16 protein-coding genes are annotated in these 14,805 nt (G+C 64.9%); 6 read left to right on the top strand and 10 right to left on the bottom strand.

All coding sequences use genetic code 11. From position 1 onward, the window contains the following. Positions 1–7: 7 nt before the first annotated feature. A complete protein-coding gene (locus tag IE101_RS06695; protein WP_189633039.1) occupies positions 8–1,186 on the bottom strand; it encodes an aminotransferase class I/II-fold pyridoxal phosphate-dependent enzyme in 1,179 nt (392 codons plus the stop codon). A gap of 138 nt (positions 1,187–1,324) precedes the next feature. Beyond that, positions 1,325–2,653: an amidase gene (locus tag IE101_RS06690; protein ID WP_189633038.1), complete on the bottom strand. Its 1,329-nt coding sequence runs from the start codon at positions 2,651–2,653 to the stop codon at positions 1,325–1,327. A gap of 77 nt (positions 2,654–2,730) precedes the next feature. Between IE101_RS06690 and IE101_RS06685 the strand changes: the two genes are divergently transcribed. After that, a complete protein-coding gene (locus tag IE101_RS06685) occupies positions 2,731–3,957 on the top strand; it encodes a UbiH/UbiF/VisC/COQ6 family ubiquinone biosynthesis hydroxylase (RefSeq protein ID WP_189633037.1) in 1,227 nt (408 codons plus the stop codon). A gap of 19 nt (positions 3,958–3,976) precedes the next feature. On the opposite strand, the gene IE101_RS06680 is transcribed toward IE101_RS06685, so the two are convergent. Genes IE101_RS06680 through IE101_RS06670 form a run of 3 tightly spaced genes read right to left on the bottom strand, consistent with a single transcriptional unit; the run spans position 3,977 to position 5,741 of the window. Beyond that, on the bottom strand, positions 3,977–4,159 hold the full coding sequence (locus IE101_RS06680; protein WP_189633036.1) for a Trm112 family protein: 183 nt from the start codon (positions 4,157–4,159) through the stop codon (positions 3,977–3,979). Next, positions 4,156–4,800 carry an LON peptidase substrate-binding domain-containing protein gene (locus IE101_RS06675; RefSeq protein WP_189633035.1) on the bottom strand — a complete coding sequence of 215 codons (645 nt, stop codon included), beginning with the start codon at positions 4,798–4,800 and terminating at the stop codon, positions 4,156–4,158. Before IE101_RS06675 ends, IE101_RS06680 begins: the two co-directional genes overlap by 4 nt. A 26-nt stretch (positions 4,801–4,826) precedes the next feature. Further along, entirely contained in the window at positions 4,827–5,741 is a 915-nt protein-coding gene (locus tag IE101_RS06670; RefSeq protein WP_189633034.1) for a thioredoxin family protein, read from the bottom strand. A 112-nt stretch (positions 5,742–5,853) separates the two neighbouring features. Between IE101_RS06670 and IE101_RS06665 the strand changes: the two genes are divergently transcribed. Beyond that, positions 5,854–6,495, top strand: a complete 642-nt coding sequence (locus tag IE101_RS06665; protein ID WP_189633033.1) for an SGNH/GDSL hydrolase family protein — start codon at positions 5,854–5,856, stop codon at positions 6,493–6,495. Positions 6,496–6,501: 6 nt separating this feature from the next. On the opposite strand, the gene IE101_RS06660 is transcribed toward IE101_RS06665, so the two are convergent. The 3 genes from IE101_RS06660 to IE101_RS06650 form a co-directional block, all read right to left on the bottom strand. After that, positions 6,502–7,290, bottom strand: coding sequence for an exodeoxyribonuclease III (locus IE101_RS06660; RefSeq protein WP_189633032.1), 789 nt, complete (start codon positions 7,288–7,290; stop codon positions 6,502–6,504). A 66-nt stretch (positions 7,291–7,356) separates the two neighbouring features. Further along, on the bottom strand, positions 7,357–7,671 hold the full coding sequence (locus tag IE101_RS06655; RefSeq protein ID WP_189633031.1) for a hypothetical protein: 315 nt from the start codon (positions 7,669–7,671) through the stop codon (positions 7,357–7,359). A 276-nt stretch (positions 7,672–7,947) separates the two neighbouring features. After that, positions 7,948–8,634, bottom strand: a complete 687-nt coding sequence (locus IE101_RS06650) for a response regulator transcription factor (protein ID WP_189633030.1) — start codon at positions 8,632–8,634, stop codon at positions 7,948–7,950. A 154-nt stretch (positions 8,635–8,788) separates the two neighbouring features. Between IE101_RS06650 and ribA the strand changes: the two genes are divergently transcribed. From ribA to IE101_RS06635, 3 genes are read left to right on the top strand one after another with little or no spacing between them, the layout of a single operon-like run. After that, positions 8,789–9,877, top strand: a complete 1,089-nt coding sequence (gene ribA / locus IE101_RS06645; protein ID WP_189633029.1) for a GTP cyclohydrolase II — start codon at positions 8,789–8,791, stop codon at positions 9,875–9,877. After that, positions 9,874–10,374, top strand: coding sequence for a L,D-transpeptidase family protein (locus tag IE101_RS06640; RefSeq protein WP_189633028.1), 501 nt, complete (start codon positions 9,874–9,876; stop codon positions 10,372–10,374). The genes ribA and IE101_RS06640 overlap by 4 nt, the downstream gene beginning before the upstream one ends. Before the next feature lie 54 nt (positions 10,375–10,428). Beyond that, positions 10,429–12,315, top strand: a complete 1,887-nt coding sequence (locus IE101_RS06635; RefSeq protein ID WP_189633027.1) for an amylosucrase — start codon at positions 10,429–10,431, stop codon at positions 12,313–12,315. Here IE101_RS06635 and IE101_RS06630 read toward each other — a convergent pair. Beyond that, positions 12,312–12,965 carry a YggS family pyridoxal phosphate-dependent enzyme gene (locus IE101_RS06630; RefSeq protein WP_189633026.1) on the bottom strand — a complete coding sequence of 218 codons (654 nt, stop codon included), beginning with the start codon at positions 12,963–12,965 and terminating at the stop codon, positions 12,312–12,314. The genes IE101_RS06635 and IE101_RS06630 overlap by 4 nt on opposite strands. Before the next feature lie 93 nt (positions 12,966–13,058). Then, positions 13,059–13,907, bottom strand: coding sequence for a porin (locus IE101_RS06625; RefSeq protein ID WP_189633025.1), 849 nt, complete (start codon positions 13,905–13,907; stop codon positions 13,059–13,061). 276 nt (positions 13,908–14,183) lie between these two features. Here IE101_RS06625 and IE101_RS06620 point away from each other — a divergent pair, with 276 nt between their 5' ends. After that, entirely contained in the window at positions 14,184–14,729 is a 546-nt protein-coding gene (locus IE101_RS06620) for a DUF3576 domain-containing protein (RefSeq protein WP_189633024.1), read from the top strand. The last annotated feature ends 76 nt before the right edge of the window (positions 14,730–14,805 follow it).

Here is a 14,805-nt window from a genome sequence, read left to right as displayed (position 1 = left end):
TCTCATCTCACCCGTAAAGGCAGTCGCGCAGCGTCTGCAGGCCGCGTTCCGTTTCCTCTTTCGACGCCACCAGCGCGACGCGGATATAGGGCTTGCCCGGATTATCCCCCGCAACCTCGCGCGAGAGATAGGCCCCCGGCAGAACCCGCACGCCAGTCTCGGTCCAGAGCTTCAGCGTCGCCGCCTCGCCATCCTCGACCGGCAGCCAGAGGAAGAAGCCCCCCTCAGGCGACTGATAGCCCTGCATCCCGGCAAAGATCTGGTCGGCCAACGCGAATTTCTGCTGATACAGCGCGCGTGACGCCGCGACATGCGCCTCATCATTCCAGGCGGCCTCGGCCACGCGCTGCAGCGGCAGGGGCAACGGCGCCCCGGCAAAGGCGCGCAGCTTGCGAAGGCGCAACATGCTTTGCGGACCGGCGGCCACAAAGCCCGACCGCAGCCCCGGCAGGTTCGACCGTTTCGACAGCGAATGGAAGGCCACCACGCGTTCCGGATCGGCGCCCACCTCGGCCGCGACCTCCAGAATGCCGGGGGGCGGCGCGCTGCGCCAGATTTCGGAATAGCATTCATCCGCGAAAATCTGGAAATCGTGCTTTTCTGCCAGCGCCAGCAGGGTCTTCCAGTAATCGCGGCTGGCCACGGCGCCCTGCGGGTTCGCGGGCGAACAGATATAGGCCACGGTCACGCGGTCCAGCAGCTCGGCCGGAAGACCCGCATAATCAGGCAGATGACCGGTGGCGGCGGTGGCAGGCACATAGACCGGCTCGGCCCCCACGGTCAGCGCGGCCACGGCATAGACCTGATAGAAGGGATTGGGCATCAGCACGACCGGCGGCTTGCCGCGCTTGGTTTCCGGGCAAAGCGCGATACAGGCGTTGAACAACCCCTCACGCGTGCCGTTCAGCACCATCAGCCGATCTTCACCCAACGTCACGCCATACCGGCGCTGCAACCAGCCCCCGATGGCCGCCAGAAGTTCGGGCGTGCCGTCGTTGGGCGGATAGACGCCGAACCCGTCCAGATTGGCCGCCAGAATCGGGCCGACGAAATCGGGCATCGCATGTTTGGGTTCGCCGATCGTCATCGCAATCGGGGCCCCGCCGGGCTTCAAGTGATCGACCAGCTTCCGCAGACGCGGAAACGCATAGTCCGGCAGGTTCGAAAACCGCTCTGGAAACGCCATTTATCTGCCTCTCGTCGGGGTCGTAGCGCCCCGTTTTCCGAAAGGATAGCGGGCAAGTCCCGCCCGGTCCAGCAAAACGCGACGCGCTTTCGGGGGGCGGGGGCGGGGTTGTGGCTTTTTCGCCCCGCGCCGATGGGCCTAGCCCAGCACCCGTTCGACCGCCGCGCCCAAGCGCAGCAGGCGCTCCTCCTGCATCGCCGGCGCCATGAGCGAAATTCCGCACGACGGCTGCCCGGTGGGCAGCGTCAGCGCGCAAACGCCCATCAGATTGCCAATGCGGGTGTTTCGCAGGGCCAGCAGGTTTTCCGCCGCGAAATAGGCCGGATCGTCGATCAGGCGCTGCGCATCGGGCGGCAGGATGGCAGAGGTGGGCAGCAGCACCGCATCAAACCCGCCCACGCGGCGTTCCCAGATCTTGCGCAATTCCTCAAGCCGCCGCCAGGCGCGGATGTAATCGGTGGCCTTGACCGTGCCGCCCGAGCGGAACCGCTCCAACACCGGGGGGAACATCTTGTGGGGCGCGGCCTCGATGGTGTCGCCCCAGATCGCATAGGCCTCGGGCGTGAACAAAAGCCCGGCCAGCGACATGGCCTCGGCCACCTCGGGGGCGTCGATATGGATGATGTCCGCCCCGGCATGGGCCATGCGCGAGACCGCATCTTCAAACCCCTTGGCGGGGGCTTCGCGCAGATCCTCCATCGCGACGGTATCCAGCACGGCGAAACGGGCGTTCGACAGGCTGGCCCCTTTCAGGTCGGCAGCCCGCCGCGCGGTCAGCGCCGAAAGGATCAGCGCGCAATCTTCCACATTGGTAGCCAAGGGGCCGACCGTGTCGAACTTTTCGCACAGCGGGACGACCCCCTTCAGCGACAGGCGGCCATGCGTGGTTTTCAGGCCCACAAGGTCGTTCCAGGCCGCAGGCACCCGCACCGACCCGCCCGTGTCCGACCCGATGGCGGCAGGTGCCAGACCAAAGGCGACCGAAGCCGCCGCGCCCGAAGACGATCCCCCCGGCACCGCGCCGGGAAAGTTGATGCAGGGCGGCGTGGCCGTGACCGGGTTCAGCCCCAGCCCCGAAAAGGCCAGTTCTGTCATATGCGTCTTGCCCAGACAAACCAGCCCCTGCGCCGTGGCGGTATGCAGCACTTCGGCATCGCTTTCGGAAATGCGTCCGCGCAGCAGGGCAGAACCCGCCTCGCAGACCGCGCCCGCAGCATCGAAATTGTCCTTCCAGGACAGCGGAACCCCATCGAGCGGGCCGATCCGCGTGCCCGCCCGCGCCCGCCCGGCGGCCGAGATCGCCATCGACTGCGCGCGCGCCGGGGTGGTGCGGGCATAGATGCGCTTGGCCTCGGGATGGCTTGCGATGGCGTCGAGATAAGCCTCGGTCAGCTCGACCGGGTGCAGCTTGCCCGCCCCGATCGCCCGCCCCAGATCCGCCGCCGTCCGCCCAAGCCACTTGTTCATCGCGCGCCTCCGTTTTTCGCCACGCTAGCGACGCATCGGCGCATGGACAATCCCGTGCGGCACGCCATATTTGCGCCATGACGCCGGAAACAGACATTCTTATCGCGGGCGGCGGGCTGAATGGCCCGGCCCTCGCGCTCGCGCTCGCGCAAGGCGGGCTTTCTGTCACCGTGGTGGACAGCCGCCCCGCCCCCCAAAGGGCCGAGGCGGGCTTTGATGGCCGCGCCTATGCGCTGGCGTTGGCGTCCAAACGCCTGTTGATGGCCACGGGCGTCTGGCCCCGCATCGACAGCTTCCAGCCCATCCTGAAGATCAAGGCGAGCGACGGCATCGCCGGACAGGGGCCTTCGCCCTTCTTCCTCGGCTTTGACAGCGCCGAGCTTGAGGAAGGCCCGATGGGCTATATGGTCGAGGATCGCCATCTTTACGCGGCCTTCCTGACTGCAATGCAGGCGGAACCGCGCATCACCCTGCTGTCGGGGGAAACGGTCGTGGCGCAAACGCCGGGGCCGCAGGGGATCAGCGTGACACTTGCCTCGGGGCGCGAGATTTCGGCGCGGCTTCTGGTGGGCTGCGACGGGCGCCAGTCGGGCACCGCCGCGCGTGCGGGCATCCGGCGCACCGGCTGGGGCTATGGGCAGACCGCGCTGGTCACCGCGATCCGGCATGAGAAAAACCACGAAGGCACCGCCCATCAGTTCTTCATGCCCGCCGGGCCACTGGCGATCCTGCCGCTGGCCGGGGGCCACCATTCCAGCATCGTCTGGAGCGAGACGGACGCCACCGCCCGCGCCATACAGGCGCTGGACGATGCCGCCTATCTTGAGGTGCTGCGCCCGCGCTTTGGCGATTTTCTGGGCCAGATCGAACTGGCCGGGGCACGCTTTACCTATCCGCTGAACCTGACGCTGGCCAACCACTTCATCGCGCCGCGTGTGGCGCTGGTGGGGGATGCCGCGCATGGGGTGCATCCGATTGCCGGTCAGGGCCTGAACCTCGGCCTTCGTGACGTAGGCGCGCTGGCGCAGGTGGTGGTCGATGCCCATCGCCGCGGCGATGACATTGGCAGCCCCGTCACGCTGGAAGGGTATCAGCAATGGCGGCGGTTTGATTCCACGACGCTTGCGCTGGGGATGGATACGGTCAACCGGCTGTTTTCCAACAACAACCCGCTGCTGCGCTTGGGCCGCGATCTGGGCCTTGGGGTCGTCAATGCCCTGCCGGGGTTGCGGCGCGGCTTCATGCGGCAGGCGGCGGGCCTTTCGGACGATCTGCCGCGCCTTCTGGCCGGGCGCCCGATCTAACCTGTCGTCCTGTGGCCCGTCATTCCAGCGGGCGAGCCTCGGACACCAGCATGATCGGAATGCCATCCCGCACCGGGAAGGCCAGATTGGCCGCCTTGGAAATCAGCTCCTGCCGCTCGGCATCCCAGGTCAGCTGCGCCTGGGTCACCGGGCAGACCAGCGCCTCCAGCATCCGGCGTTCCACCACCACATGATCGGTCATTGCAGTCTTTCTCCATCCGTGCCGCCGCGGAGGGCGATTTCCATCAGCGTGACCAGCGTCTCGCGCCGGGTCGGCAGGGAAGGCGCCTCCAGCAGCGCCTGTTTGTCAGACGGATCGAAGGGGCACAACATGGAGAGTGAGTTGATCAGCAGTTCCGGGTCGGCCTCATGCAGGCTGCCCCAATCGGTCGAAAGCCCCTGCGCCTCGAAATAACGGCCCAGCAGGGCGAGAAATTCGGTCCGTTGGAAGGCCTGGTCTGTTTCGGCAGGTCCCAGATCGCGGGTGAAAGGCGCCCATTCCACCTGGCAGCGGCGATAGGGCTGGAACCCAGCCACCTCTTCGGCCACGCGGAACCGCGAGATGCCCGAAAGGGTGATCATGTAGCGCCCGTCCTCGGTTTCGGAAAAGCCGGTCAGGCGGCCTGCGCAGCCAATGGCCTGAAGGCGCCGCTCGGCCGAGCCGGGCACCTCGCGCGGCTGGATCATGCCAATGAGGCGGTGATCGGTCTTCATGCAATCCGAAAGCATCGCCAGATAGCGCGGCTCAAAGATATGCAGGGGCAACCGGGCGCGCGGCAGAAGCAACGCCCCCGGCAGAGGGAAGATCGGAATCACATCGGGCAGGTCAGCGGGTTTGATCATGCGACTAACCTAGGCCGCAGCGCGGTTCAGGCAAATATCATCGACGAAAGTTTACGACGACCGCGCAGTACGATGGGGTCTTGCGGTTTCAGCGCATCAAAGATGGTGAAAAGCTGCGTCCGCGCCGCGCCATCGTTCCAGTCGCGATTGCGCCGGAACAGATCGAGCAGCTCATCCACAGCCTCATCCACCTTGCCTGCCGCATTCAGCGCCACGGCCAGATCAAAGCGCGCCTGATGGTTGTCGGGGTCAGCGGCCACGGCGGCGCGCAGATCGGCCTCGGGGCCGGCACTTGCGGCCTGTTTGGCAAGCTCGATCTGGGCGCGGGCGGCCTCGATTTCTTTGGCATTGGCGATCTTGGCGGGAACGCCCGCAAGGAAAGCCTCGGCCTGATCAAGATTGCCGGCCGCCAGATGCGCGCGGATCAGCCCCCCAAAAGCGCCCGCATTTTCCGGCTCTTCGCCCAGAATGGCGGCAAAGACCTCTGCGGCAGAGACGGCATCGCCTTCGCCCAGCATCTGTTCGGCGGTTTCCAGCGCCTCACCCAGACCGCCATCCCCCGCAAGGGCCGCGACGCGCTCGACGAACTTGCCCAGCTCGGACGCGGGCAGCGCCCCCTGGAAGCCATCGACCGGCTGGCCCTGCCAGAAGGCATAGACCGTCGGGATCGACTGAATCCGCAGTTGCGAGGCGATCATCTGGTTCTGATCGACGTTGATCTTCACCATCCTCACCCGGCCCTTGGCCGCAGTGACCGCCGCCTCCAGCGCGGGGCCAAGCTGCTTGCAGGGGCCGCACCAGGGTGCCCAGAAATCAACGATCACCGGCACCTCGCGGCTGGCGTCGATGACATCGGCCATGAAGGTGGCTTCCGAACTGTCCTTGATCAGGTCACCCGTGGCAGGTGCGGCAGCGGCTTTGGTTCCATCCAGTCCGAACATGTGGATCCTCGTGCAAAATCTTTGCCTTTATATGGGCGCAGCCGCGCGAAAGGCCAAGGGGATTTGCAACACCCGCCACAACCGTTAGCCTGCCCCGGACAAGGAGAGCCCGATGCCCCTACTTCTGACCTTTGGCGACAGCAACACCCACGGCACCCCGCCTATGGCCGACCGTGAAACCTATGCCCGGTTCGGGCCGACCGTGCGCTGGCCCGGTGTCGCCCGGCAGCATCTTGGCCCCGCTTGGGAGCTGGTCGAGGAAGGTCTGCCCGGGCGCACCGCGCAGTTCGATGACCCGGGGATGGACGGGCTGATGAACGGCCACCCCGCCTTGCGGCAGGCGCTGCAAAGCCATGGGCCGATTGATGTGCTGACGATCATGCTGGGCACGAATGACGTGAAAACCCGCTTCGGCGCCAGCCCCGAAACGATCATGGGCGGCATTGCCGGGCTGCTGGATCTGGCGTCCAGCGCCGAGATGCAGACCCGCCACGGCGGCTTTCGCGTGCTGCTGATCTGCCCGCCCCCGGTGGTCGAGGTCGGCGTGCTGGCCGCCGATTTCTGGGGCGGTGCCGCCAAGGCGCGGGCGCTGCCACCGCTGTATCAGGCCCTGGCGCAATCGCGCGGCGTGGGTTTTCTGGATGCGGGCGATGTGATCGCGGTCAGCGCCCTCGACGGTGTGCATTTCGAGGCCGACGCGCATGAGGCCCTCGGCGCCGCGGTGGCCGCGGCGGTGGGCAAGTTGATCGCCTGAGGCGCCTTACAGATCGAAGCTGGCAAAGACCGGCACATGGTCCGAGGGCTGTTCCCAGCCCCGGACCGGCCGCAGGATGCGCGATCCATGCGCCGCCCCCGAGATATCGGGCGTCGCCCAGACATGGTCCAGACGGCGGCCCTTGTCGGCGGCATCCCAATCGGCGGCGCGATAGCTCCACCAGCTGTAAAGCCGCCCCTCGGGGATATCCTGCCGCGTTACGTCGACCCAGGCGCCCGCATCCTGGGTCTGTGCCAGATGCTCCACCTCGATCGGGGTATGGCTGACGATCTTCAGCAGCGATTTGTGGTTCCAGACATCATCTTCGCGCGGGGCGATGTTCAGATCGCCCACCAGAATGGCCTTCTGGGGCTTTTCCGCATGGGCCCAATCGCGCATCTCGGTCAGGAAATCGAGCTTCTGGCCAAACTTCACATTCTGTTCGCGGTCGGGGATGTCGCCCCCGGCAGGCACATAGAAATTGTGGATGGTCACGCCGTTTTCCAGTTGCCCCGCCACATGGCGGGCATGGCCCAGCGTGGCGAAATCGCGCCCGCCCACATCGGTGATCGGCAGTTTGGACAGGATCGCCACGCCATTATAGCCCTTTTGCCCCCGCGCCACCATGTGGCGATAGCCAAGCGCGTGGAACTGTTCGAGCGGGAACTTCTCGACCGGGGTCTTGATCTCTTGCAGGCATAGAACGTCAGGCGCCTCTTCCTGCAGCAGGCGGCAGACCAGCGCCTCGCGCAGGCGGACCGAGTTGATGTTCCAGGTGGCGAGGGTGAATGTCATTGCGCGGCTCCTTCGCCCCCATCTCTAGGAGGCGTGGAGCCGTGCGGCAAGCACCCTCCGCCCGGGTCACTGAATTGTATAGGTCGCGGTGTCGCAGATGTTCGAGCTGTCCTCGACCACATCGCCATCGGCAAAGACCATCCGCAGGTCATAATCGCAGCCCTGCGCCCCGTTGATCGTCACCTCGCCGCTGGCCCCGGCAGACAGGACACCACCGCCAAGGATGTTCTCCTCCCAATTGTCGTTGCCGACGGGCGAGGCATAGAACTCGGTCAGGTCGGCGCTCGACATGTTCGAGAGGGTGAAGGTCACATCATCGGCCAAGGCCGGCAGCGTCATCGCAGCAAGGGCCACGACCGTAAAGGCGGAACGTCCGATCATCTGACATCCTCTGACGCGGAATGCGTCTGTCGGGAAATTTAAGCACGGGTCTGCCGGATTCCAACGGGGAGAATGTGGCACTTCGCGTCACCGCGCAAAAAAAGGCCGGGCACGAGGCCCGGCCAGTCCAACAGGGAGGAGCCACATCATGACCCCGATGTGGCGAGGGGAACTCTTGGGTCATCGGCCCCGCGACCGATAGCCCTGCGCCGATCATATAGTATGCCATACAGGCAACAATAAGACCTTTGGCGGTTAAATTAACGTAAATATGCCCTAGGCGACGAGGCGATAACCGCCATTTTCCGTCACAAGAAGTCGCGCATTCGACGGATCGGGCTCGATTTTCTGCCGCAGCCGATAAATATGCGTCTCCAGCGTGTGGGTCGTGACCCCGGCATTATAGCCCCAGACCTCATGCAGCAGCACGTCGCGGGCCACCACGCCTTGTTGTGCGCGGTAAAGGAACTTCAGGATATTGGTTTCCTTTTCGGTCAGACGGACCTTGCGGTCTTTCTCATCGACCAAAAGCTTCTGCGCCGGTTTGAAGGTGTAAGGGCCAAGCTGGAAAATCGCGTCTTCGGATTGCTCATGCTGCCGCAGTTGCGCCCTGATGCGCGCCAGCAACACCGGAAACTTGAAGGGCTTGGTCACATAGTCGTTCGCGCCAGCATCAAGGCCCAGAATCGTGTCGGCATCCGAATCATGCCCGGTCAGCATCAGGATGGGGCATTTCACCCCCTGCTTCCGCATCCGACGGCAGAGTTCGCGCCCGTCGGTGTCGGGCAGGCCCACGTCCAGAATGACGATGTCATAGGCACCGGCCTTGGCCTTCTCCATGCCTTCAAGGCCGGTCGCGGCCTCGAACACGTCGAAGTCTTCGGTCATCACCAGCTGTTCGCTCAGCGCCTCGCGCAGGTCGTCATCATCATCGACCAGAAGGATCTTGCGGAGTTGTGCCATCTCTGCCCCCGTTTGTTCATGTCCAACAGATGCGAAGCCCACACGGTTCCGGCAAGATTTGCGACAGAGTTTTCACGCGGACGTGTCGGCAGGCCGTCTTATGTTTCAATTCTTCGCGCGCCCCGTTACATCAGGGCGACGGAAAGGACATGCCATGCCACTTGCCCCCAGCATTACCGAACGACTGGCCCGCGCACGGGGCGACCTTCGCATGGGGGTGCCTGTGGTGCTGTGCCAGGGCGAAGAGGCCGCGCTGGCCGTCGCGGTCGAGGCGCTGACCGAGGATCGCCTGGCCGATCTGCGCTGCATCGGGCGGCCGGAACTGGCGCTGACCAGCCGCCGGGCCGAAACGCTGAAGGCGCAGGTTTATGACGGGGATGTGGCGCGGCTGGCCGTTCCGGACGATCTGGGGGTGAGCTGGCTGCGGGCCATGGCAGACCCCGCCGATGATCTGCGCCAGCCGATGAAGGGGCCGTTCCTCTGCCTGCGCGACGGGGGTGCCGCCCTGCACCGCGCCGCGATCCAGATTGCGAAATCGGCGCATCTTCTGCCCGCCGCGCTGCTGGTTCCGGTGCCGAACGGGGCCGAAGCGGCGACCTTTTCCAACCTGACGCTGATCGACCTGCGCGAGGCGACGCCTGCCCTGGCCGAGGCCAGCGCCATGCATGAAATCGTGTCGGCCCGGCTGCCGATGGTCGCGTCAGAGGTCGGGCGGGTGCATATCTTCCGCCCCGAAAATGGCGCCGAAGAACATTACGCCATCGAGATCGGCCAGCCCCCGCGCGACAAGCCAGTTCTGGCGCGCCTGCATTCCGCCTGTTTCACCGGTGATGTGCTGGGCAGCCTGAAATGCGATTGTGGCCCGCAGCTGCGCGCCGCCTTGGCGCAGATGGGGGCCGATGGCGGTGGCATCCTGCTCTATCTGAACCAGGAAGGGCGCGGGATCGGCCTTGCGAACAAGATGCGCGCCTATTCCCTGCAGGATCAGGGGTTTGACACCGTCGAGGCGAACCATCGCCTTGGGTTCGAGGATGATGAACGCGATTTCCGCATCGGCGCCAGCATCCTGCGGCGGCTCGGATTTTCTTCGGTACGGCTGCTGACGAACAACCCCCGCAAGATCGCGATGATGGAGGGGCAGGGCATCGCCGTGGTGGAACGCGTGCCGTTGAAAGTGGGCGAAACCCCGCAGAACCGTGCCTATCTGGCCACTAAGGCGCGCAAGTCGGGCCACCTGCTATGAACGCGCTGGACCTTGTCGTCACCCGCTGGGGCACGCGGTTTCGCGGGCGGCGCTTCCCTTCGGTCGTCGGCCGGGGTGGTATCGTGCCCGCCGCGCAAAAGCGGGAAGGCGATGGCGCGACCCCGGCCGGGGTGCATCGCATCGTCGGCATGATGTATCGCCCCGACCGCCTGTCGGGCCTGCCGGATTGGGCGGTGCCGATCGGGCCTTGTGACCTCTGGTCCGATGATGGCACCGACCCGGATTACAACCATCTGGTCCGCGCGCCCCACCCCTTTGGCCATGAAAAGATGCGCCGCGCCGATCCGCTCTATGACCTTGTGCTGATCACCGATTGGAACTGGCCCAATGCCACGCCCGGCCGGGGTTCGGCGATCTTCCTGCACCGTTGGCGCAGGCCGCACTACCCCACGGCGGGCTGCGTCGCCTTTGACCCGGCAGACCTGCGCTGGATCGCCGAGCGAATTGAACTGCAGACCCGGCTGATCATCGGCTGAGGCTTTCCAAACCGCTTTCAAACCCATATGCTGCCCCCATTCAGGGAGGCAGAGATGGCACGCAAGGCTAGCATCAAGGATGATGAGATCTTTACCCTGCGGCTGAACCGCAGTGCGCCCGATCTCTGGCCCATGCTTGAGACGCTCTATGGTCATCTGCCGGGGTATGCGGATTTTCGCGCCCGGCTGCTCGACGCGCTGCGGACCGGATGGAAGGCCCGACCTGCCGATCTTCGCCGCCTTGACCTGCAGCGCGATCTGGAGCCGGACTGGTTCCAACGGTCCGACCGCGCGGGCTATGTGTTCTACATCGACCGCTTTGCGGGAACGTTACCCCAAGTGGTTGATAAACTTGATTACCTACAGGATCTGGGCATCAGCTATGTCCATCTCATGCCCTGTCTGAAGCCGCGCCCAGGCGATAGCGATGGTGGCTATTCGGTGATGGATTACCGCCAGATCAACCCGGCCTATGGCACGATGGAGGATCTGGCGACCGTCGCGACCGCGCTGCGCGAACGGGGGATCAACCTTTGCGTCGATCTGGTTCTGAACCATACCGCCAAGGAACATGCCTGGGCCGAGGCCGCCCGCGCGGGCGACCGTCGCTATCAGGACTACTACCTGATGTTCGATTCGCCCGAAGTGCCAAAGCGATTTGAGGAAACGCTGGTCGAGGTCTTTCCCGAACATGCGCCGGGCAACTTCACCCATTACCCCGATTTCGGGAAATGGGTCTGGACCACCTTCAACGAACATCAGTGGGATCTGAACTGGGCCAACCCAGAGGTGTTTCTGGAAATCACCCAGATCATGCTCTTCCTCGCCAATCAGGGGGTGGATGTGCTGCGGCTGGATGCGGTGGCCTTCATGTGGAAACGCATGGGCACCCGCTGCCAGTCAGAGCCGGAGGTCCACATGATCCTGCAGGCGCTGCGGGCCTGCTGTCGCATTGCGGCCCCGGCGGTGATCCATCTGGAAGAGGCCATCGTCGCGCCCGCGGAGATGCTGCCCTATCTGGGCCGGGGGCGGCATGACGGCAAGGAAGGAAACCTTGCCTATCACAACAGCCTGATGGTGCAGTTCTGGGGGGCGCTTGCCACGCGCGACACGCGGATGATGACCCATGTCCTGCGCAGCCATTTTCCCGACCGGCTGACCAATGCGACCTATGCCACCTATATCCGCTGCCACGATGACATCGGCTGGGCGGTGACGGATGAGGATGCGGCGGCGCTCGGCCTCTCTGGTCCCGCGCATCGGGCCTATCTGTCGGATTTCTACGATGGCAGCTTTCCCGGCAGCTTCGCCCGCGGCGCGCTGTTCCAGGCCAATCCGCTGACGGGGGACAAGCGGATTTCGGGGTCTTTCGCCGCCTTGGCGGGGCTAGAAAAGGCGCTGGCCGAGGGGGATGAGGCGTCTGCCGACACAGCCTTGCAGCGGCTCCTGATGGGTCACGCCCTGATCGCAAGCTTTGGCGGGATTCCTCTCATCTACATGGGGGACGAACTCGCGCTGCTCAACGACTACAGCTATCTGTCCGTGCCCGAGCATGCCCACGACAGCCGCTGGCTGCACCGCCCGCGCATGAACTGGGATCTGGCGGCACTGCGCCATGACAGCGCGGGGCATTCGGCGCGCGCCTTTCGGGGTATTCAGCATATCCTAGCGCGGCGCAGGGCGGTGACGGCGCTGCACGGCGCCACCCCGACCGAGGTTCTGGAGGCACCGATTCCCGGCCTCTTTGCCTTTGCGCGACGGGCCCCGACAGGTACGGTTCTGTGCCTGTTCAACTTTACTGATGGCTGGGTCCACCTGTCAGAGACCTGGGTCCGCGCGCAGGGGGCCAGCCACCTCCGCGACGAACTGTCCGAAGGGCAGGTGCCCGTCTATGACGGGCATATCGCGCTGCCCCCGCAGGCGCGGGTCTGGCTGGTTTAGGCCGTGACGCGCGCCCCGAAGATGGCGCTGCCCACCCGCACATGGGTGGCGCCATGGGCGATGGCGACTTCAAAATCGCTGCTCATCCCCATCGACAGGGCGCTGACGCCGTTGCGTTCGGCAATTTCGGCCAGCATGCGGAAGTGGGGGGCGCTGTCTTCCCCATCGGGGGGGATGCACATCAGGCCCGTGACTGGCAGGTCCAGCAGCCGGCACGCTGCAATGAAACCGTCGGCATCTTCGGGCAAAACACCGGCCTTTTGCGGCTCTGACCCGGTGTTGACCTGCACGAAAAGCTCGGGCGCGACGCCGCGCGCCTGCACCAGACGCGAGAGTTTCTCTGCCAGCGATGGGCGGTCGAGCGTGTGGATCGCGTCAAACAGCTCCAGCGCGGTCTTGGCCTTGTTGGTCTGCAATGGCCCGATCATATGCACCTTGGTGCCGGGGAACCGCGCCCGCAGGTCGGGCCATTTTCCGGCCGCTTCCTGCACATAGTTTTCACCGAACACGCTATGCCCGGCCTCAAGCACGCTGACCACGCGGTCCAGCGGCTGGATCTTCGACACCGCAATCAGCGCGACCGATCCCTCGGGTCGACCTGCGGCCCGTTCGGCGGCTGCGATCCGCGCCTTGATGTCTGCCAATGCCATATCTGCCTCCGTCGTTTGCCCGACATAGACACGGCACCGCAAAAAAGAAAAGAGCGGGCAAAGCCCGCTCTTTCCTGTTCAGATCCGTTAGGATCAGAACTTCATGGTCACGCCGAGGTCGGCAACGGTGTCGACGCCGTTGTCAACCACACCGCCGACCAGAGCAGCGCCGCCGCCCAGGTCGTAGGAAGCGCCGAGGCCGAAGCCGTCAACAGCGCCGTGGTCCGCGTAGAAAGCGGTGACGGTGGTGGCGTCCATCGCGTAGTCAACCGACAGAGCGAAAGCGGTGTCAGCGGCCGAGTCAACGTCAGCAACGACGGCTTTGACGGTCGCAGCGCCGAAGGTGGCCGAGCCGCCCAGCGAGATTTGCGAGTCAGCAGCGTCGTCTTCGTAGCCCAGAGCCACCGAGAACGCGTCGGTCGAGTACTTCACGGCGACCGAAACGGCGTCGTCGGTGTTCAGCTGCGACGACGACAGAGCGAACGACAGAGCGCCGGTCGAGTATTCGTACAGAGCCGAGGTGTCGACTTGGCCCAGGTAGCCCAGTTCGTTGAAGTCGCCGAGGCCGGTGAAGCCAACGCCCGAAACGTTGCCAACGAGAACGTTAGCAGCCGAGTCGTTGTCGCCGAAGGTCAGCTTGCCGAAGGCGCCCGAGATGTACACGGTGCCAGCGTCCATGTCGTCGCCGCCGAACGCGCCACCAGCGCCATCAGCGCCAGCGTTGCCGGTGCCGGCTTGGTCAGCGCGGATCGAAGCGCCGAACGACAGACCCGAGTCGGTTTCGCCCGACATCGAGAAGGTGACGCGGATACGCGACGAGAATTCGGTGTCGTTGCCGTCGTAAACCAGACCCATACGGGCGGCGCCCGAAACGGCCACTTCAGCAGCGGCGAAGCCGGTGGTCGCAGCGAGAATGCTGGTCGCCAGGAGAATCTTTTTCATGTTTTCCCTCGTTGACTCAAAGGTGCGGCCCAACTCGGTCCAGTCCGAATTGGGTATGGGTATCTTTTCCGCTCTCATCCGCCTGATTGCAATCATTGCGGCGCGGCATCAGCCAAACGGGCGATGCGTGGTGCAGCAATGTCACAGTGCCACGAAGCCCCAAGGATCGGCAAAGAGGCGCCCCTCGCGCAGGCGCGGTAACAGCTGAAACCGAAAAGCCTTGTTCGGCTCTGCCCCCTCGGTATAGACAGCAGGAATGACCACACGGGGGCGGGAATGAACGTGAAGAGCCTTGCAGCAGCAGCATCCGCCGGATGCGTGGTTCTTGCGCTTTCGGCCTGTGGCGGCAGCATCGGATCGGGTCCGTTCAGCGGCCGAAGCGCTGCACCGACCGCGACCAGCTTTGAAAACCAGCAGGCCCGTGAGGCACAGGAAGCCGCGATCGAGCGCGCCCGCGCGGATTACGAGAAAGACCGCGGCACAGTCTGGGATCTGTTCTCGAAAAGCCGCGACCCGAACACCACTGTCGAGGTGAACAAGTATCTCTGGCAGGCGTCGCTGGAGGTTCTCAACTTCCTGCCGGTCGAATCGGTCGATCCCTTCACGGGTGTGATCGTCACCGGCTATGGCACCCCGCCCGGGGGCGGTCGGTCCTATCGCGCGACGATTTATGTCAGCGACCCGGCGCTGGATGCGCGCTCGCTGAAGGTTGCGCTGCAAGGGAGCGGCGGCAGCGCCGTGGCGCCCGAGACGCAGCGCGCGGTCGAGGATGCGATCCTGACCCGCGCCCGCCAGCTGCGCGTGCGCGACAGCAAGCTGTAAGGAAGATGGGGGCTCTGCCCCCCGCTGCGCCTGCGGCGCAGCGTCCCCCGGGATATTTGGGGACAGAAAATCCATC

Source organism: Gemmobacter lanyuensis (genome assembly GCF_014652355.1).
GTDB lineage: Bacteria > Pseudomonadota > Alphaproteobacteria > Rhodobacterales > Rhodobacteraceae > Gemmobacter > Gemmobacter lanyuensis.
The sequence above is the reverse complement of the archived record's forward strand: the minus strand, read 5'-3'. Positions and strand labels throughout refer to the sequence as shown.